Source organism: Nocardioides soli, from assembly GCF_014191495.1.
GTDB classification, from domain to species: domain Bacteria; phylum Actinomycetota; class Actinomycetes; order Propionibacteriales; family Nocardioidaceae; genus Nocardioides; species Nocardioides soli.
Genome location: NZ_JACHWR010000005.1, coordinates 90,773 through 108,391 on the forward strand (window position 1 = coordinate 90,773; position 17,619 = coordinate 108,391).

The 17,619-nt window shown below is 73.5% G+C and carries 18 protein-coding genes and 1 tRNA gene; 7 read left to right on the top strand and 12 right to left on the bottom strand.

Going from position 1 to position 17,619, the window contains the following annotated elements:
• Nucleotides 1-10 precede the first annotated feature (10 nt).
• From FHU40_RS24650 to FHU40_RS24665, 4 genes are all read right to left on the bottom strand, one after another.
• Complete coding sequence (locus tag FHU40_RS24650) at nt 11-658, bottom strand: hypothetical protein (RefSeq protein ID WP_183595165.1); 648 nt, start codon at nt 656-658, stop codon at nt 11-13.
• An 82-nt stretch (nt 659-740) separates the two neighbouring features.
• A complete protein-coding gene (locus tag FHU40_RS24655) occupies nt 741-1,679 on the bottom strand; it encodes an oxidoreductase (RefSeq protein WP_183595166.1) in 939 nt (312 codons plus the stop codon).
• A complete protein-coding gene (locus FHU40_RS24660) occupies nt 1,676-2,491 on the bottom strand; it encodes a maleylpyruvate isomerase family mycothiol-dependent enzyme (RefSeq protein WP_183595167.1) in 816 nt (271 codons plus the stop codon). Before FHU40_RS24660 ends, FHU40_RS24655 begins: the two co-directional genes overlap by 4 nt.
• Nucleotides 2,492-2,525: 34 nt before the next feature.
• Nucleotides 2,526-3,128, bottom strand: coding sequence for a LysE family transporter (locus tag FHU40_RS24665; protein ID WP_183595168.1), 603 nt, complete (start codon nt 3,126-3,128; stop codon nt 2,526-2,528).
• A 69-nt stretch (nt 3,129-3,197) separates the two neighbouring features.
• Here FHU40_RS24665 and FHU40_RS24670 point away from each other — a divergent pair, with 69 nt between their 5' ends.
• Nucleotides 3,198-4,064 carry a LysR family transcriptional regulator ArgP gene (locus FHU40_RS24670; RefSeq protein ID WP_183595169.1) on the top strand — a complete coding sequence of 289 codons (867 nt, stop codon included), beginning with the start codon at nt 3,198-3,200 and terminating at the stop codon, nt 4,062-4,064.
• Here the strand turns inward: FHU40_RS24670 and FHU40_RS24675 are convergent.
• The gene (locus tag FHU40_RS24675; protein ID WP_183595170.1) at nt 4,051-5,655 is read right to left on the bottom strand and encodes a CocE/NonD family hydrolase; all 1,605 of its coding nucleotides are present in this window, start codon (nt 5,653-5,655) and stop codon (nt 4,051-4,053) included. The two genes, FHU40_RS24670 and FHU40_RS24675, sit on opposite strands and share 14 nt — an antisense overlap.
• A gap of 9 nt (nt 5,656-5,664) precedes the next feature.
• A complete protein-coding gene (locus FHU40_RS24680) occupies nt 5,665-6,594 on the bottom strand; it encodes a DMT family transporter (protein ID WP_183595171.1) in 930 nt (309 codons plus the stop codon).
• Here FHU40_RS24680 and FHU40_RS24685 point away from each other — a divergent pair.
• A complete protein-coding gene (locus tag FHU40_RS24685) occupies nt 6,593-8,020 on the top strand; it encodes an aminotransferase-like domain-containing protein (RefSeq protein ID WP_183595172.1) in 1,428 nt (475 codons plus the stop codon). The genes FHU40_RS24680 and FHU40_RS24685 overlap by 2 nt on opposite strands.
• A 41-nt stretch (nt 8,021-8,061) precedes the next feature.
• On the opposite strand, the gene FHU40_RS24690 is transcribed toward FHU40_RS24685, so the two are convergent.
• Complete coding sequence (locus FHU40_RS24690) at nt 8,062-9,918, bottom strand: acyl-CoA dehydrogenase C-terminal domain-containing protein (RefSeq protein ID WP_183595173.1); 1,857 nt, start codon at nt 9,916-9,918, stop codon at nt 8,062-8,064.
• A gap of 188 nt (nt 9,919-10,106) precedes the next feature.
• Here FHU40_RS24690 and FHU40_RS24695 point away from each other — a divergent pair, with 188 nt between their 5' ends.
• Together FHU40_RS24695 and FHU40_RS24700 are read left to right on the top strand one after the other, a co-directional pair.
• Nucleotides 10,107-11,000: a sulfite exporter TauE/SafE family protein gene (locus tag FHU40_RS24695; RefSeq protein ID WP_183595174.1), complete on the top strand. Its 894-nt coding sequence runs from the start codon at nt 10,107-10,109 to the stop codon at nt 10,998-11,000.
• Between the two features lie 87 nt (nt 11,001-11,087).
• Nucleotides 11,088-11,546 (top strand): RrF2 family transcriptional regulator, encoded by a 459-nt coding sequence (locus FHU40_RS24700; protein ID WP_183595175.1) that lies wholly within the window; start codon nt 11,088-11,090, stop codon nt 11,544-11,546.
• Between the two features lie 16 nt (nt 11,547-11,562).
• Here FHU40_RS24700 and FHU40_RS24705 read toward each other — a convergent pair whose 3' ends face one another.
• On the bottom strand, nt 11,563-12,330 hold the full coding sequence (locus FHU40_RS24705; RefSeq protein ID WP_183595176.1) for a hypothetical protein: 768 nt from the start codon (nt 12,328-12,330) through the stop codon (nt 11,563-11,565).
• A 125-nt stretch (nt 12,331-12,455) separates the two neighbouring features.
• Here FHU40_RS24705 and FHU40_RS24710 point away from each other — a divergent pair, with 125 nt between their 5' ends.
• The 3 genes from FHU40_RS24710 to FHU40_RS24720 all read left to right on the top strand — a co-directional run bounded on the left by FHU40_RS24710 (nt 12,456) and on the right by FHU40_RS24720 (nt 14,135).
• Nucleotides 12,456-12,908, top strand: coding sequence for a nuclear transport factor 2 family protein (locus tag FHU40_RS24710; protein WP_183595177.1), 453 nt, complete (start codon nt 12,456-12,458; stop codon nt 12,906-12,908).
• Nucleotides 12,909-12,984: 76 nt separating this feature from the next.
• Nucleotides 12,985-13,458, top strand: a complete 474-nt coding sequence (locus FHU40_RS24715; protein WP_183595178.1) for a SigE family RNA polymerase sigma factor — start codon at nt 12,985-12,987, stop codon at nt 13,456-13,458.
• Entirely contained in the window at nt 13,455-14,135 is a 681-nt protein-coding gene (locus tag FHU40_RS24720; RefSeq protein ID WP_183595179.1) for a hypothetical protein, read from the top strand. The genes FHU40_RS24715 and FHU40_RS24720 overlap by 4 nt, the downstream gene beginning before the upstream one ends.
• A 64-nt stretch (nt 14,136-14,199) precedes the next feature.
• Here the strand turns inward: FHU40_RS24720 and FHU40_RS24725 are convergent, their stop codons facing one another.
• From FHU40_RS24725 to FHU40_RS24740, 4 genes are all read right to left on the bottom strand, one after another.
• Entirely contained in the window at nt 14,200-14,850 is a 651-nt protein-coding gene (locus FHU40_RS24725; RefSeq protein ID WP_183595180.1) for a TIGR02453 family protein, read from the bottom strand.
• A 34-nt stretch (nt 14,851-14,884) separates the two neighbouring features.
• The gene (locus FHU40_RS24730; RefSeq protein ID WP_183595181.1) at nt 14,885-15,928 is read right to left on the bottom strand and encodes a hypothetical protein; all 1,044 of its coding nucleotides are present in this window, start codon (nt 15,926-15,928) and stop codon (nt 14,885-14,887) included.
• Nucleotides 15,928-17,142, bottom strand: a complete 1,215-nt coding sequence (locus FHU40_RS24735) for a C39 family peptidase (RefSeq protein WP_183595182.1) — start codon at nt 17,140-17,142, stop codon at nt 15,928-15,930. The genes FHU40_RS24730 and FHU40_RS24735 overlap by 1 nt, the downstream gene beginning before the upstream one ends.
• 397 nt (nt 17,143-17,539) lie before the next feature.
• A tRNA-Gly gene (locus tag FHU40_RS24740) sits at nt 17,540-17,615 on the bottom strand.
• Between the last annotated feature and the right edge of the window lie 4 nt (nt 17,616-17,619).

Here is a 17,619-nt window from a genome sequence, read left to right on the forward strand (position 1 = left end):
ACGGGACGGCTCAGCGCGACCCGCCGCCGTCGCCGTCCTCGCGCTGCCGGTCCTGGCGGCGGCGGCGCTTGATCTCCGCCCGGGCGAGCAGGTAGGCCAGCAGCACCGGCCAGACGTAGCGCGCGACGTCGAGGACGCGCTCGACCCAGCCCGGCATCGACCAGTCCGGGAGGTCGGGCAGGTCCGGCAGCGGCAGCGAGGGCAGGTCGGGGATCGGGAGGGAGGGCAGGTCCGGGAGCGGGATCGACGGCAGCGGCAGGGAGAACGCGAAGCGCGCCAGCAGCGCCGCCACCACGATCGGCACCACGACCTTGGCGACCCCTCCGGTCGCCTGGATCAGCGCGTACCGCTCCGGGTGGGCGCGCACCGCCTCCTCGTGCCGGGCCGCCTTCGAGTCCGGCTCCGGCACCAGGTCGACGCCGTCCTCGAGGAGTCCGTCCTCGGTGACCAGGGTCGCCCGTCGCGGAGCGCCGAGCGCGGTGAAGCGGACGGTCAGCCGGCCCACGGGCGCCTCCAGACGGATCTTCTCGTCCATCGACCTCTTCTCGGCGGCCAGCGCGTCGTCGACGTACCACCGCACCCGCCGGGTGAAGCCGTCGTCGGCCTCCACGCGATGGGCGCGGCCGTCGACGGTCGACGTCCAGATCTGCGTTGCCACCCCGTCAGCCTCGCCGGTACGCCGCGGCGGCACATCGGCCGCGGGTCGACGGCGCCCCGACTTTGGTCGGGGCCGGGGTCGCTCAGGGGTAGGTGATGCCGACCGTCTGCTCGCTGAGCTGCCAGAGCCGCCGCTGGGCGGTCTCGTCGTAGGAGAGCCGGTTGCTCCTCGTCACCCGGGGGTGGCCGCCCCACTCCAGGAGCCCGTCGGGCCCGACGTACGTCGCTCCCGGGAGGTCGGCCGTCGCGGCCATCAGCGTCGGCCACGCGCCCTCGGCGGGGGTGTTGGGCGAGACCAGCCTGATCGCGCCGTCGAGGATCGTGGCGATGCCGCCGGAGGAGCGGCCGTACTGCCCGTTGGCGGCCAGGTGGGTCGACGCGAAGCCGGGGTGCGCGGCGAGCGCCTTGACCGGCAGCTCGGCGCGGCGCAGCCGGCGGTCGAGCTCGTAGGTGAACAGCAGGTTGGCCAGCTTCGTCTGCCCGTAGGCCGGCCAGCGCCGGTACCGGCCCCGTGGCGCCCGGGGATCGTCGAGCGGCGCGGACCGGGCGACCCGGTGCATCTGCGAGGAGACCGTCACGACCCGGCCGCCCTCCGAGGCGACCAGCTGCGGCAGCAGCAGTCCGGTGAGCAGGAACGGCCCGAAGTGGTTGGTCGCCAGCTGCAGCTCGAGGCCGTCGGCGGTGCGGTGGTGGGGCGTGCCCATCACGCCCGCGTTGTTGACCAGCACGTCGATCGCCCCGAGGCCCGCGACGGCCGCGGCGGCGCGGCGTACCGACGACAGGTCGGCGAGGTCGAGCTCCACCGACTCCAGCTCGGCGCCGGGCACCTCCTCGAGGATCGCCCGCCGGGCCTCGACGAGCTTGTCGGGGTTGCGGCCGGTGAGCACGACCCGCGCGCCGCGACGGGCCAGCTCGAGCGCCGTGACGTGGCCCAGGCCGCCGACCGTGGTGCCGGTGACCATGATCGTGCGGCCGCCCTGGTCGGGCAGGTCGGCCAGCGTCCAGCGGTCGGCCCGGGTCACGGCGTGGTCGCCATCGCATCGAGGATGCGTCGGCCCAGCTCCTGGTCGCCCTCGACCTCCACCGTGCCGGACTCGGGCCGGCAGCGGCCACCGGCGAGTCGGATCAGCGCCTCGCGCTCCATCCGCAGCAGCACCGTGGGCTGCGCCAGCGCGTCGGGCAGCCGCTCGCCGCGCCCCGCGTCGGTCACCCCGAACGCGAACGGCGAGCTGCCGTCGAGCTCGAGCACCACCGTGGTGCCGGCCGGGGCGCCGACGCGCTTGGCCACGACGTACCCGAGGCTCTCGGCGAGGTACTCCGCGGTGTGCCGCGCGGCGGGGGAGTCCATCCCGCCGGGGCGGTCGACCGCGCGGCGGATGTCCTGCTCGTGCATCCAGACGTCCAGCGGGCGGTTGCGCAGCAGCGTGCGCCAGTCCCACGGCACGCCGCCGAAGATCGGCTCGGGCTTGCCGGCGGCGTCGGTCGGCGGGTCCGCGAGCAGCGTGGTGTGCCGGGCCGTCGCCGCCGCCCGGATCTCGTTGATGATCGCGTCGGGGCTCGCATCGCGGCGGTTGACCACGCCCACCTCGGTGTAGAGGCCCAGCAGGCCCTTCACGTGCGGCGGCTCCCCGACGTCCGCGGTCTCCTCGGGCTGTCCGGCGAGGACCCCCTCCAGGTGAGCGACGTGCGACGCGACGGCCCGGACGTCCCAGCCCGGCAGGTCGGTCGGCGCCGACCAGTCCTCGTCCGTGAGCTCCTCGAGCAGGTCGGTGAAGTCGTTGATCGCCTGCCACCACACGTCGACGTAGCCGGCCAGCAGCTCGCGGTCACCCATGCCTAGCACCCTAACGACCGGGTACGACGCCCGCTCACCCTCGGGCGAGGGAGAGCGCGATCGCGAGCATCGTCACGCCGATGAGCACGTCGAGGACCTGCCAGGCCCGGGGCCGGGCCAGCCAGCGGCTCGCGTAGCGGGCGCCGAACCCGAGCCCCGAGAACCACAGCACGCTCCCCACGCAGGCCCCGGCCGCGAACCACCAGCGTCCCGTCGGCCCCTCGTGGTTGGCGATCGTGCCGAGCAGCAGCACGGTGTCGAGATAGACGTGCGGGTTGAGCCAGGTCAACGCGGCGGCGCGTACGGCGACCCCGCGGCGGCTCACCGTCACCCGGTCGGCGGCGTGCAGGGTCTCGGCCCGGCGGGCGCGCAGCAGCGACGCCACGCCGTACCAGGTGAGGAACGAGACGCCGAGCCAGCGCACCACCTCCAACACCCACGGCGCACCCTCGACGATCCGCCCGATGCCGGCGACGCCCGCGGTGATCAGCACGACGTCGGAGAGCGCGCAGATCGCGACGACGAGGCCGACGTGCTCGCGCGCGAGACCCTGTCGCAGCACGTAGGCGTTCTGGGCGCCGATGGCCACGATGAGGGAGAGGCCGGTGAGTAGACCGGCCAGCGACGAGTCGAGCACCCCGCAACGCTAGGGCTGGCGCGCGATGTAGACCAGCGAATGTTTCTACAAGACCATTAGCATCGCTTCATGGATCTCGCGCCCGCCCAGCTCGATGCCCTGGTGGCGATCGCCGACCACGGCACGTTCGAGTCGGCCGCGCGCCACCTGCACGTGACCGCGTCGGCGGTGAGCCAGCGGATCCGCGCGCTCGAGTCGGAGGTCGGCCAGGTCGTCGTGCAGCGCGCCACGCCCTGCCTGCCGACGCCTGCGGGCGAGGCGCTCGTGCGCCTGGCCCGGCAGACCCGGCTGCTGCACGACGAGGTGCGCGATGCCCTCGCGCACGGCCACGTCGGCATCGTGGACCTGCCGGTCGCGGTCAACGCCGACTCGCTGGCGACGTGGTTCCGCGGTGTCCTGGGCGAGCTGGCGGGCTGGTCCGACGTACGCCTGCGGCTGCACGTGGAGGACCAGGCGTTCTCCGCCGACCTGCTGCGCAGCGGCGGCGTGCTGGCCGCGGTCACCTCCGAGCCCGTGGCCGTCCAGGGCTGCTCGGTCGAGCGCCTGGGCCACCTGCGCTACGTGCCGGCCGCGACCCCGGAGCTCGCCGCACGGTTCCGCCGTGGCCGCGGCCCGGACTGGGCGGCGATGCCGATGGTCGTCTTCAACGAGAAGGACACCCTGCAGCACGATCTGCTCGCGGCCCGGGGCGCGGGCGTGCCGCCGGTGGTGCATCGGGTGCCGACCTCGGCGGACTTCCTCGAGGCGGTCCGGCTCGGGCTCGGCTGGGGCATGATCCCCGCGCCCCAGCTCGACGATCGCCTCGTCCCGCTGGGCAGCCGCCTGCACGTCGACGTGCCCCTGCACTGGCAGCGCTGGCGCCTCGACTCGCCGGTGCTCGACCGCCTCACCGAGGCCGTACGCCGAGCCGCCGGCCGGACGCTCAGGCGCGGATGAGCGGCACCTGGAGGTAGGCCTCCCGGCCCGGCCCCCAGTGCAGCGTCGCGGTGCCGCGCGGGCCGGGCGGATACCACGCGGGGAACTGCCCGGTCAGCGGGTTGCGCGGCCACAGCCAGCGCCCGGCGACGACGAGCCGCAGCTGGTCGCCGGCGCGGAGCCGGGTCGCCGACGGCCCGAGCTCGACGTCGACCTCGTGGACGCCCTCCCGACGCGGCACCCGGAGCCAGCCGGTCGTGACGCGGTCGCGCCCGAACCCGTAGGAGCCCTCGAACGGCACGTAGCGGCCGTCCCGCCACAGCTCCACTCCCGTGACGAGAGTGAGCTCCGTGCTCGCCTCGACCGGCAGCCGCAGCCGCATCGGGCCGACGATCTCGACGTCCTCCGGCGCCGTCCAGCCGATCCGGAACCCGCCCCGGCGGGTGTCGAACCGGTGCGAGCCGGGCGCGGTCGCCGGCGCGGGCGACAGGCCGGTCGTGGTCAGGTGCAGTCGCGTCGGTACGGCGTCCGGCGGCGGCCACGCGGTCTCCGCCCGGACGCTGCTGACGTCCCTGCTCTCGTGGACCTCGAGCCGCACCCGCGGGAGCGGCGGGTCGTTGCCGTCGTCGAGATGGCGCCGCAGGAAGGCGCGCTGGTCGCGCCGGGCCTCCTGGCCGTAGAACGTCGCCCACTTCCCGCCTCGATGGGTCCACAGGTGGCGCTCCGCGGAGCCCAGTCGCTCGAACCCGCGGATCGACCCGCGCGAGTGCAGGTTGTTGTCGGAGAAGCTGCCGCAGACCAGCGCGGGGACCTCGATCCGCTCGACCGCCGGCACGAGCGAGGCCCAGAACTCGTCGTACTCGGGGCGGCTCCGGCTCTCGCGCGCGAGGTCGTAGGCCAGGCGGGTGCGCCGCAGGCCCGCGGACCAGATCTTGAGGAAGCCGTTTTCCCGCACGCCGCCCGGCCGCAGCAGGTCGCGGTAGGCGTCGGTGAAGCCCTCCCACACCACGATCGCGCGCAGGCCGCGCGGCCGCAGCGCGGCGGCCTTCCACTGGGAGATCGCCAGGTAGGAGACGCCCATCGTCGCCACGCGGCCGTTGCACCACGGCTGGGTGGCGGCCCACTCGACGAGGTCCGCGACGTCCTCGCCCTCCTGGTCGGACAGCAGCCTGCCGGTGCCGTCCGAGGTCCCGGCGCCGCGCAGGTCCGCGTTGGCGGCGACCCAGCCGTTCTCGACGCACCAGACCGGGTCCGGCGCCTCCCAGCCGGTCAGGCGCGAGAACGAGACCGGCGCCGGCTGGCGCAGCATCCGGTAGGGGCGCGGGATCGTCCAGCCCCGCCTGCCTCGGGTCGGCAGGTTGTCCTTGCCGTAGGGATGGGCGCAGAGCACCACCGCCCGCGGCTCGCCGTCCGGGGGCCGGTGGACGTTGACCCGGAGCACCGTCCCGTCCCGCGTGGTGACCGGCACGTCGTGGTCCACGACCAGCAGTCCGTCCGGCACCTCGGTCACCGTGACGGGCGGCCTGCGGATGCCGCGCAGTCGCGCCTTCCGGTACGCCGCGGCCCCGGGCCTCTTCCACGGCCGGTCGTCCGCCGGGGCGTCGTCGCTCATGGGTCGACGCTAGAGGTCGGCCGCCCGCCAGCGAACCCGCACCGCCGCGCCGGCACCTGCGATGACGGCTGCGCCGCCCGCCACGACCGACCAGGTGAGCTGCTCGCCGAGCAGCAGCGCGGCCCACGCGATCGTCAGCACCGGCTGGACGAGCTGCACCTGGCTCACCCGGGTCATCGGGCCGATGGCGAGCCCGTGGTACCAGGCGAAGAACCCGAGGTACATGCTCACGACCGCCAGGTAGGCGAACGCCGCCCACTCCCGCGCGCCGGCGTCCGGCGGCTGGTGGACCGCGGCCGCCGTCGCCGCGACCACCATGACCGGCGCCGCCAGCACGAGCGCCCACGACACCGTCTGCCACGCCCCCAGTTCGCGGGAGAGCAGCCCGCCCTCGGCGTACCCGATCGCGGCGGCGAGCACGGCGCCGAAGAGCAGCAGGTCCGGCCAGCCCAGGCCGCCGAGGCCACCGCCCTGCAGCGCCGCGAACCCGACGGCGGCGACGGCGCCGCAGGCGGCCAGCACCCAGAACGTCGCCGGCGGGCGCTCGTGTCCGCGCAGCACCGCCAGCACGGCGGTGGCGGCGGGCAGCAGCGCGATGACGACGGCGCCGTGGCTCGCGGAGGCCGTCGTCAGCGCGAAGGAGGTCAGCACCGGGAAGCCGACCACCACGCCGCCGGCGACCACCGCCAGTCGCGTCCACTGCCGGCCGCGCGGGAGGCGTTGTCGGGTCATCGCGAGCGCGACTCCGGCGAGCGCCGCGGCGACCACGGCCCGGCCGCACCCGACGAAGACCGGGGGCAGCCCGCCGTCGACGGCGACACGGGTGAACGGCACCGTGAACGAGAACGCCAGGATGCCGAGGAGGCCCCATCGGACGCCGGTCCGGGGCGGATGTAGCGCAGCGGCTCGAGGGAGAGTAGCGCTATCGTGGTGACTCATGACCGACGATAGCAGTTCGCGGATCGTCGCCACCCTGCGCTCGTGGATCGCCGACGCCCCGCCCGGCGCACGGCTCCCGTCGACCCGCGCGCTGGTCGCCGAGCACGGCGTCAGTCCCGTCACCGTGCAGAAGGCCCTGCGCACCCTCGCCACGCAGGGTGTCGTGGAGAGCCGGCCCGGGGTGGGCACGTTCGTGCGGCAGGTGCGTGCGGTCCGGGCGCACGACCACGGGTGGCAGACCGCGGCGCTGGGGTCATCGCCCGAGCGCGACCCGCGGCTCTCGACCGCGCTCCGCACGATGCCGAACGACGTGGTCGCCCTGCACTCCGGTTACCCGGACCGGGCACTGCTGCCCGAGCGGCTGGTCCGGGCCGCCACCACGCGGGCGGCGCGGGGCGATGCGGTCGTGGACCGCCCGCAGGCCGCGGGCCTGCCCGATCTCCAGGCCTGGTTCGCCTCCGAGCTGGGCGCCGTCACACCGGCCGACCTGACGGCGCCGGCCGCGTCCGACGTCATCGTCACGCCGGGCAGCCAGAGCGGCCTGAGCATCGCGTGCCGCGCGCTGGTCGGTGCGGGTCGGCCGCTGCTGGTCGAGTCCCCGACGTACTGGGGCGTGATGGGCGCGGCCGCCCAGGCGCGGGTGCAGCTGGTGCCGGTGCCGAGCGGTCCCCACGGCCCCGACCCTGCCGAGCTCGACCGGGCGTTCGCGACGACCGGCGCCCGGGCGTTCTACGCCCAGCCGAGCTTCGCCAACCCGACGGGCGCGCTGTGGTCGCCGGACCTGGCCGGCGCGGTGCTCGACGTGGTCCGCGCGCACGGTGCCTTCCTCGTCGAGGACGACTGGGCCCACGACTTCGGCATCACCGCCGGCCCGGCACCGCTCGCGGCCCGCGACGACAGCGGCCACGTGGTCTACCTGCGCTCGCTGACGAAGAGCGTCTCGCCGGCGGTGCGGGTCGCCGGTGTCGTGGCCCGCGGCCCGGTCCGGGAGCGGCTGCTCGCGGCGGCGCAGGCCGAGTCGATGTACGTGAGCGGCCTGCTCCAGGCCGTCGCCTTCGATGTCGTCACCCAGCCCGCGTGGCGCACCCACGTCCGCGGGCTCCGCCAGCAGCTGGCCGCCCGCCGCGACCTGCTCGCTGCCGCCGTGCGCGAGCACGTGCCGCAGGCGACCTTCGAGCTGCCCGCCGGTGGACTGAACCTCTGGCTCCGGCTGCCCGACGGCACCGACGTACGCCGCCTCGCGCGCGACTGCGCGGCCGCGGGTGTCGCCATCGCGCCCGGTGACGAGTGGTTCCCCGCCGAGCCCGCCGGCGCCTACGTGCGCCTCAACTTCTCCGGCCCCGACCCGGGCTCCTTCGAGCGCGGCACTCAGGTGATCGGCCGCGCCCTGAACGCCGACCCGGCGCCAGATTTCAGTCCAGGCTGAAATCTGGCGCCGGCTCGGGTGAAATCTGGCGCCGGCTCGGCTCAGAAGGCGGACTCGTCGAGGTCCATCAGGGACAGGTCGGTCGACTCGGCGAGGACCCGCTCGGCGGAGATCTTCGGCAGCACGTTCTGTGCGAAGAACTGCGCGGCCGCGACCTTGCCCTCGTAGAACGCCTGGTCGCGACCCGGGTCGCCGCCCAGCTTCTCCAGCGCGACCTCGGCCTGGCGCAGCAGCAGCCACGAGCAGACCACGTCGCCCAGCACCATCAGCAGGCGGCTGGTGTTGAGGCCGACCTTGTAGATGTTGCGGACGTCGTCCTGGGCGGACATCAGGTCGTTGATCAGGTGGCCGACGATCGCCTGGGCGTCGTCGAGGGCCGTGGCGAGCAGCGCGCGCTCGTTCTTGAGCCGGCCGTTGCCGGCCTCGCGGTCGATGAACTGCTTGATCTGGCCGGCGAGGTGGCCGAGCGCGGCGCCCTGGTCCTTGACGATCTTGCGGAAGAAGAGGTCCTGGCCCTGGATCGCGGTCGTGCCCTCGTAGAGCGTGTCGATCTTCGCGTCGCGGACGTACTGCTCGATCGGGTACTCCTGCAGGAAGCCGGAGCCGCCGAGGGTCTGCAGCGACTCGGTGCCCAGCAGTACCCACGAGCGCTCCGAGCCGTAGCCCTTGACGATCGGGAGCAGCAGGTCGTTGACCTTCTCGGCCAGCTCGTCCCGCTCCCCGGCGTGCTCGGCGACCATCACCTGGTCCTGCCACGTGGCGGTGTAGAGCACCAGCGCGCGCATCGCCTCGGCGTACGACTTCTGCGTCATCAGCGAGCGGCGCACGTCGGGGTGGTGCGTGATCGTCACGCGCGGCGCGGTCTTGTCGGCCGACTGGGTGAGGTCGGCACCCTGGACGCGCTCCTTGGCGAACTCGAGCGCGTTGAGGTAGCCGGTCGACAGCGTGGCGATGGCCTTGGTGCCGACCATCATCCGGGCGTTCTCGATGACCTGGAACATCTGCGCGATGCCGTTGTGGACCTCGCCGAGCAGGTAGCCGACGGCCGGCTCGCCGCCGCCGACACCGGGGTCGCCGAAGGTGAGCTCGCAGGTGTTGGACACCTTGATGCCCATCTTGTGCTCGACGTTGGTGACGTAGGCGCCGTTGCGCTCGCCGAGCTCGCCGGTCTCGAGGTCGAAGTGGTACTTCGGCACGATGAAGAGGCTCAGGCCCTTGGTGCCCGGGCCGCCCGCGCCCTCGACGCCGACCGGCCGGGCCAGCACCATGTGGATGATCTGGTCGCTGAGGTCGCCCTCGGCGGAGGTGATGAAGCGCTTGACGCCCTCGATGTTCCAGGTGCCGTCGTCGTTCGGGGTGGCCTTGGCGCGGCCGGCGCCGACGTCGGAGCCCGCGTCGGGCTCGGTCAGCACCATCGTGGTGTTCCAGCCCTTGTCGACGACCAGCTGGGCGATCCGGCGGTCGCGCTCGTTGCCGTTGCGCCACAGGACGCCCGCGAACATCGGGCCGGCGCCGTACATCCAGACGGCGGGGTTGGCGCCGAGCACCAGCTCGCCCATCGCCCAGCAGATGCTGGACGGCGCGGGGGTGCCGCCGAGCTCGGCGAACGTCGTGAGCCGCCAGTACTCCGCGTCCATCCACGCCTGGTAGCTCTTCTTGAACGACTCCGGCAGCGGCGCGGTGTTGGTCTTCGGGTCGAACACCGGCGGGTTGCGGTCGGCGTCGACGAACGACGCGGCGAGGTCCTCGCGGGCCAGCCGGTCCACCTCGGCGAGGATCTCGCGGGCGGTCTCCGTGTCGACCTCGGCGAACGGACCGGTGCCCAGCACCTGGTCGCGGCCGAACACCTCGAAGAGGTTGAACTCGATGTCGCGGATGTTGCTCTTGTAGTGGCTCACTGCCCCCACCTTCACCTGGATGTCCGGGAGATCCGGAGTCTACTCGTCGGTAACTTCCATGGTACGTACCCGTCAGTAACCCCGCAAGGCGGGTTCGCCCGGGCGCGGCGGATTGGCATGAAGCACGATTGATCTGGCAAAGTTGATCGAGTCAGTAAATAAAGCCGATTCAGGGGTGCGGACCGAACATGCGCAAGCTCATCGTCCTGGCGGTCGTCGGGCTGCTGGCGCAGCTCATCGACGGCTCGCTCGGCATGGCGTACGGCGTCACGTCGTCCACCCTGCTGCTCGCCGCCGGCGTCGCGCCGGCCGCGGCGTCGGCCGCCGTCCACTTCTCCGAGATCGGCACCTCGCTGGTCTCGGGGTTCTCCCACCACAAGCTCGGCAACGTCGACTGGCGGACCGTCTCGATCCTCGCCGTCCCCGGCTTCGTCGGCGCCTTCGCCGGCGCGACCTTCCTGGCCAGCCTCGACGGCGACGTCGCGAAGCCATGGGTGGCGGCCATCCTCCTCGGCCTCGGCGGCTATGTGATCTGGCGCTTCCTCGTCCTGGGCGGTCGGCGCCCGACGTTCAAGTCCCGGCCCTCGGCCGGCTTCCTCGCTCCGATGGGCGTGGTCGGCGGCGCCCTCGATGCGATCGGCGGCGGTGGCTGGGGTCCGGTCGGGACCACCACGCTGCTGTCGTCGGGTCGGCTCGAGCCGCGGAAGGTGATCGGGTCGATCGACACCTCGGAGTTCGTGGTCGCTGTCGGCGGCTCGCTCGGCTTCATCATCGCGCTCGGCTCGCAGGGCATCGAGTGGTCGTACGCCGCGGCGCTGCTCGCGGGTGGTGTCGTCGCCGCGCCGATCGCCGCCTGGCTGGTCCGCAAGCTCGCCGCGCGGGTGCTGGGCGTCGCCGCGGGAGGCCTGATCGTGCTGACCAACAGCAAGACGATCGCCGAGGCGCTGGGTGCGTCCGGTGCCCTGGTCGCGCTGCTGACCGCGGTCGTCGGCGTGCTGTGGGTGACCGGGATCGTCTGGGCGGTGCGGCAGGAGCGCCTGGCCCGAGCCGGCGCCGACGAGCCCGAGCTGGTCGCCGCCTGAGGCTCCCGTCACAGGCCCCGTCGCGGCGGGGCGCCGAAGCACCCCAAGGTCGAGTGAACCAGTCGACACATCTGACACACTTGACCCATGCGAGTTTCCGCCAAGTCCGACTACGCCCTCCGCGCGCTGATCGAGATGGCGTCGCGGGTGGACGGCCGGGCGGTGAGCGCTGAGGAGCTCGGGCGGCTCCAGGAGATTCCGCACGGCTTCCTCCAGGCGATCCTCGCGGACCTGCGTCGCGCCGGCGTCGTGATGTCGCAGCGCGGCCAGTCCGGTGGCTGGCGGATGGGGCGCCCGGCCGCGGACGTGTCCGTCGCCGACGTCATCCGGGCGGTCGACGGACCGCTGGTCTCCGTCTATGGACTGCGGCCGGAGGCGGTCACCTACAACGAGACCGCCGACGTGCTCCAGCACGTCTGGATCGCGGCCCGTGACTCCCTGCGCGACGTCTTCGAGCAGGTCTCGATCCAGCAGCTCGCCGACCGGCAGCTGCCCGACGCGGTCACCGCGCGCACCGCGCACGAGGAGGCCTGGCAGCCGCACTGACGGCCGCCTCGCTCCGTCAGGCGTCGGACAGCCGGCGCCTCGGCCTGCGGCGCTTCCTCTCCAGCTTGGCGTTGCGCTCCGCGAGCGCCCGCTCCTGCTCGCGCAGCCGGGCCACCTCGACGAGCGTCGCCGAGAGCAGCGCCGAGGCCCACCACAGCTGGTCCTCGCCCTCGGTCGGGGTGTCGCCGTCGAGGTCGCGGCCGGTCGCCTGGGCCAGCGACCGCATCAGGTGGGGTGGCAGGCCGGGGGCCGGCAACGGCAGCCGCGCGGCGTCGAAGCCGACGAGCTCCCCGAGCGCCGACCAGATCCAGGCCCGAGGCTCGACGTACGTCGGCGCGACCAGCACGTGCACCCGTTCGGCGCCGCCGACCGCCCGCGCCCAGCGCCGGGCGAGGTCGGCGAGCTCGTGCCGCTCGGCGTCGGCCCGGCGGGCGGTGACGACGACGTGCACCTCGTGTCCGTCGAGGGTGTCGAGCAGGAGTGCGGCCTGGTCGTCGGTGCAGGCGGCGAGCAGCTCCTGGCTGAGCAGGATCGGGCCGCTTCCCCGGCGGGTGCGCCGGCAGATCTCGGCCCAGGTGCCCTCGACCTCGCGGCGCCGGTAGCCCCACGCCCGGTGGTCGCGGCGGATCTCGACCGCGGCCCGGAACATCTCGTCGTCCGTGATGGTCGGGTGTTGGACGCCCATCTCGGTGAGCGACTCGGAGTGCTCGACGAGAGCGGTCTCGACGAAGCCACCGCCGCTGCCGGGGAGCCCGATGTGCAGGTACGCCGTACGTCGCGCCATGGCGTCACGGTCCCAGTCGCAGGCGGCCCGGCGGTGAACCTCCCGGTGAACGGGGTGTGAAGGTCTCCCGACCGCACCGGGCCGGATATCTAGAACATGTTCCAGTTCGCGCCTAGGATGCCGCCATGATCACCTCCGACGCCATCACCTGGAACGCGCCGAACGACGACCACCCGGCGCGCGCGGCCTCCCAGCGCTCCTACTCGGCCGTCGCCAAGGGCGATCTTGCCGAGTGGCTCACGGTGTACGCCGAGGACGCCGTGATCGAGGACCCGGTCGGCCCGTCGATGTTCGACCCGGAGGGCGCCGGACACCGTGGCCACGAGGGCATCTCGGCGTTCTGGGAGAAGGCGATCGCGCCGATCGCGACGTTCGAGTTCGAGATCAACGACTCCTTCGCCAACCCGGGCGGCAACACCTGCGCGAACATCGGGCGGATCAAGACGTCCTTCCCCGACGGCAGCCACACGACGACCGACCTGATCATGGTGTACGTCGTGCACGACGACGGCCGGGTCGCGTCGATGAAGGCCTACTGGGAGCCCGACCGCACGATGGCGAGCTTCATGACCGCCTGATCCGGTGTGACCGCGCGCCGCCCGGTCGCGTCGTAGTGGATGGAGCACCATTCACCGGACACGCAGCGAGGGCGGGATGTCGAAGGATCGGGAGTTCGAGCAGTTCGCCGTGGCGAGGACGCCGCAGCTCTACCGCTCGGCGTACCTGCTCTGCGGCGACCGGCACCGCGCCGAGGATCTCGTCCAGGAGACCCTGGCCAAGGTCTACGTGAAGTGGGGCCGCCGGATCGACAACCCGGCGGCGTACGCGCAGACCACGCTCGTGCGCACCTACATCAGCCAGCAGCGGCGGCGTAGCAGCCAGGAGGTGCCGTACGACGACCTGCCGGAGTCGGCGACCGTCGACCCCGCGGAGGCCGCGGACCTGCGGATGGGTCTGCAGGACGTCCTCGACGGGCTGGTGCCGCTGGACCGTGCCGTCCTGGTGCTCCGCTACAGCGAGGACCTCGCCGTCGCCGAGGTCGCCGACCTGCTCGGACTCAGCCCGGGCGCGGTCAAGAACCGGAGCATGCGGGCGCTCGAGCGCGCCCGGGAGAGGGCGTCGCGATGAACGAGCAGCAGATGGTGGCCCTGGTCGAGCGGGTCGGCGAGACCCTCGAGCCCGACGTGGGACGGCTGGTGGCGGGGGCCGCGGCGCGGGGGCGGGTACGACGCGGCCGGCGGCGGCTGGCGGGGGCGGCCGGAGCGGCTGTCGCCGTCGTCGCGACCGCCACGGCCGCGCCGCTTCTGGTCGTGGGCGGCGGCACGGGGGCGGGTGTCGCCACGGCGCCGGGCGAGTCGCCGCGGGAGCTCGCGGTCGCCGCCGGTGACATGAGCGCGGCGCTGGCGACGCTGCTGCCGGGTTCGCGCGTCGTCGCGGACGACCAGCCGTACCAGTTCCAGGTCCAGCGGGGTGTGGTGCGCTGGCGCGGCGGCACGGTCACCGTGGCGATCGACACCCGCAGCGCCGGGGTGTCGACGCCCGCCCGGGAGCGGTGCCTGGCGTTCGCGGGTGGCCCGCCCTGCGCGGCGATGCCCGGGGGCGTCTGGCTCTTCGAGCACGGACGGATGGAGTTCGACGCGCGCACCGGCGAGGAGCAGCCGCTGCAGGACCACGTCCGTGCCTACGTGCCCGGCGGCTTCGTCGTCGACGCATACGACGACGGCGCGGCGTCCGTAGGCCGGAGGCTGCTGCGCACGCTCGCGCTCGACGGCGTCTGGTGGGTCGCCCGGCCCGATACCCAGTGACGGTGTGGTCGTTCCCGGGCGACCGGAACAACCAGAACGTCACTGGGTATCGCCCGGGTGGCGCTCAGGCCGAGGCGTGCCGGGCGCACCACTCGACGAGCGGGCGCAGCGTCCGCCAGTCATCGCGGACGATGTCGAGCACCTCGGGGGTGTGGATCACCGGCTCGAAGCCGAGGGAGTGGCCCGCGGTCAAGGAGCGGTGCCGGAGCAGCTCGATGCGCGGGTGCTCGGCGTCGTACCCGCGGGGGCTGGTCTTGAGCCGGTCGCCGCCGATCTCGAAGCCCTTCCTCTCCAGCGAGCGGACGATCTTCTCGAGCTCGGGGCCGAAGCGGTCGTGCGCCACGGCCTCACGGAACGCCGCCAGCCGGGGGCCGCTCGCCTCGTAGAACCCGCCGCCGGTGCGGACGCCGCGCGGCGAGAGTTCGACGTACCAGCCCGTCGCCTCGCCGACCCGCACGAACGCGCCCTGATGGGTCTTGTACGGCGTCTTGTCCTTCGCGAACCGGACGTCGCGGTAGGGCCGGAACACCTTCGCGCTCTGCCCGTCGGGGGCGAACTCGCCGGTGAGCTCGGCGCACAGCGCCTCCATCGGCCGGCGGACGGACTCGGTGTAGACCGCCTTGTGCTTCTCCCAGAACGACTTGGTGTTGTCGACCTCGAGGTCGTCGTAGAAGTCGAGCCCCGCGACGGGGAATCCGGTGAAGCCGTCACTCACGCCTGCCAGCGTAGACAGCCGGGGCGAGCGCGGGTCAGTCGAGGTCGGCGGTGACCTGCTCGTCGCCGGAGGAGGAGCGGGCGGTGACGGTGATCGCGTCGCCGCCACAGCGTGGCGGCTCGAGGAACGCCTGACCCTTCGGCGACTCGTAGACCACGACCGCGCCGTCGTCGGGCGTCCATCGCAGCAACGCGGCGGGCTCGCCCTGCCGCTGTGGGTCGCGCACGAAGTACGCCGCGCCGTGGCACTCGACCAGGCTGCCGGCCAGGCCGGGGCCGAGGTCGGCGTACTCGTCGCCGATGCTCGCCTGGAAGTGGGCCTCCTCGATGCGCCGCTCGCGCGGGATCTCCGACCAGACGGCGCCGCCGTCGGTGAGCACGCCCTCCCAGCCCTTGCACGCGGTGACGCCGGGGAAGGGGGTGGCGGTGCCGCCGGCGACGGTGACGACCGTGCGGCACGACGGCCGGGAGTCGTCGAAGGTCATCATGGAGTCGCCGTCCTCCGACACGTGGGCGGTGCTGAAGCCGTGCCGCTCCGGTGCGCACCACGCCACCGTCGAGCGCCGGCTCTCGAGGTCGACCTCGGCCAGGCAGTAGGCCCCGTCGTCGACGGTCGCGTGCAGGAGCCGGTCGTCGCCGAGGGCCCAGGTGCCGCCGCTGGTGGTGGGTACGTCGGTGTCGCCGTCGACCGAGAACGTCCGGCCGCTCTCGAGGTCGACGACCGTGGCGCGGCCGGCCCGCCGCTCGGCCCGGTCCTGGAGCACCACGACCGCCCAGTCGTCGTCGAGCAGGGCGTCGCTGACCCGCCACCCCGCCGTACCCCCGCCGCTGCCGGTGGTCGGGCCGGTCAGCTCCCAGCTCGACCCGTCGCCGGTCACGGTGAGGGTCCACTCGCCGTTGCGGGTCACGGGGTCGTCGACCGGGCCGTCGACGGGGCGCCAGTCCAGCGGCTCGATCGAGCCGGGGCTCTCGCTGGGGGTGCTGCCGGTGGTCGGCGGCTCCGGCCTCTCGTCGTCCGATCCGCAGGCCGACGCGGCCAGCGCCACGATCGCGGCGCACGCCAGCAGCCGGGGTCGCATCAGACCCCCACGTTGTGCATCGGGTGGGTCTGGTTGGCGCGGTAGCTCTTGTAGGCCTGCCGCCACTGGACCCGGGCGATGAAGGGCTCCGAGGGGTCGAAGCGCTGCTGGTTCCAGGGCTCGAAGTAGCCGAGCCGCAGCGGGCGCTTGCCGGACTTGTCGTAGCCGCGCCCGACCTGGAAGTGGCCGGACGCGTCGTCGTCGAGGTAGGGGTAGTAGGCCCGGCGCAGCACGGGGTGCAGCACGACGGGCGCCCGGTAGTCGTGGATGTGGCGCATCATCAGCAGTTTCCACTGCTTGAAGGACCAGTCGCCGACATCGAGGGTGATGTAGGGCCCGGCGCGTCCCGGCCGGTCGTATCCCGTGGCGCGGTTGACGACGCGCACGATGTCGGAGATCGAGGTGCCGTCGCGGGTGGTGCCGAGCCGGCGGGCCCAGTGGCGCTGGGTGCGGACCTCGCCGTCCCAGCCCCATGCGATCGCCTGCATCGTGGCGGGTCCGCACCAGTAGGTGCGGTTCTGCTCCCGGGCGCGGCCGGGCTTGATGACGGTGGACCGGCGGGGGTAATCGGCCGTGGTCTTGCGCTGCGCGGCGAGCCGGGTGGTGTCGCGGGCGGCGCGGGCCTCCGGGTGATCGGCCAGGAAGCCGCGCGGGAGCGGCGTGCCCTGGATCTCGTGTCGCAGCAGCCAGACCTTGGCCACCGACCGCGCCGCCGCGGTCAGCTCGGCGCGCTCGGCGGCGGCCCGCTCGGCCGGGCTCATCCGGACCATCCGGTCGAGGGTGGCGGCCGCGTCGAGGTCGCCGGTGGTGGTCGTCGCCGGGGCGCGGCCCGACCGTCGAGCCGCGGCGGCGACCCGGTCGCGTACGTCGGCCTCGGTGTCGCTGGTCCAGCCGACGCCCAGGCAGTACCGCTGGCCGTCGAGGTCGGCGCAGCGCACGGCGTCGGCGGTCGCGGCGACGCCGGCCTTGCTGCCGGGCCGGCCGATCGTGCGCCCGGCCGCGACCACCCGGTCGATCTCGGCCCGCATCGCGGCGGTGACCCGGGAAGGGCCGGCGGCGTTCGCGGTGCGCAGCGAGCCGCCCGGCGTACGCCCGGTGTCGGTGGACGGCCGCAGCGATCCGGGGCCGTCATCGCCGCGGGGCACGAACGGGGCGAGGGCGAGCAGCAGGGCCAGTGCGCCGATGCCGACGGCGACCGAGCGGGGGCGAGACATCGAGAACCTCGAGACCGGACGGGGAAGCGGTCCGTCCCACTGTCACCGTGCGTCACTGGTCTAGTCAAGTTCCCCATGGGTCACAGCGGCGGCGGAGTGGCGGTCGCGCCCTATCCGTTCGATCGCTGGGATTGCCGGCGAGTAGTGATGGGGTCGGGGTGCACGGCCCCAGCAATTGAACGGATGCGCCCGGGAGGCATCGAGCGGAGGGCCAGGCTCGACGAGGCTCGAACTCGCGACATCGACCTTTGTCGAACTCGTGACATCGACGTTGAGCAGAGTGTCGCGCTCGTGGGCGCGACGTTCGTCGGGATGTGGAGCGGATGACGAGGCTCGAACTCGCGACATCGACGTTGAGCAGAGTGTCGGGCTCGTGGGCGCGACCTTCGTCGGGATGTGGAGCGGATGACGAGGCTCGAACTCGCGACATCGACCTTGGGAAGGTCGCGCTCTACCAACTGAGCTACATCCGCATGA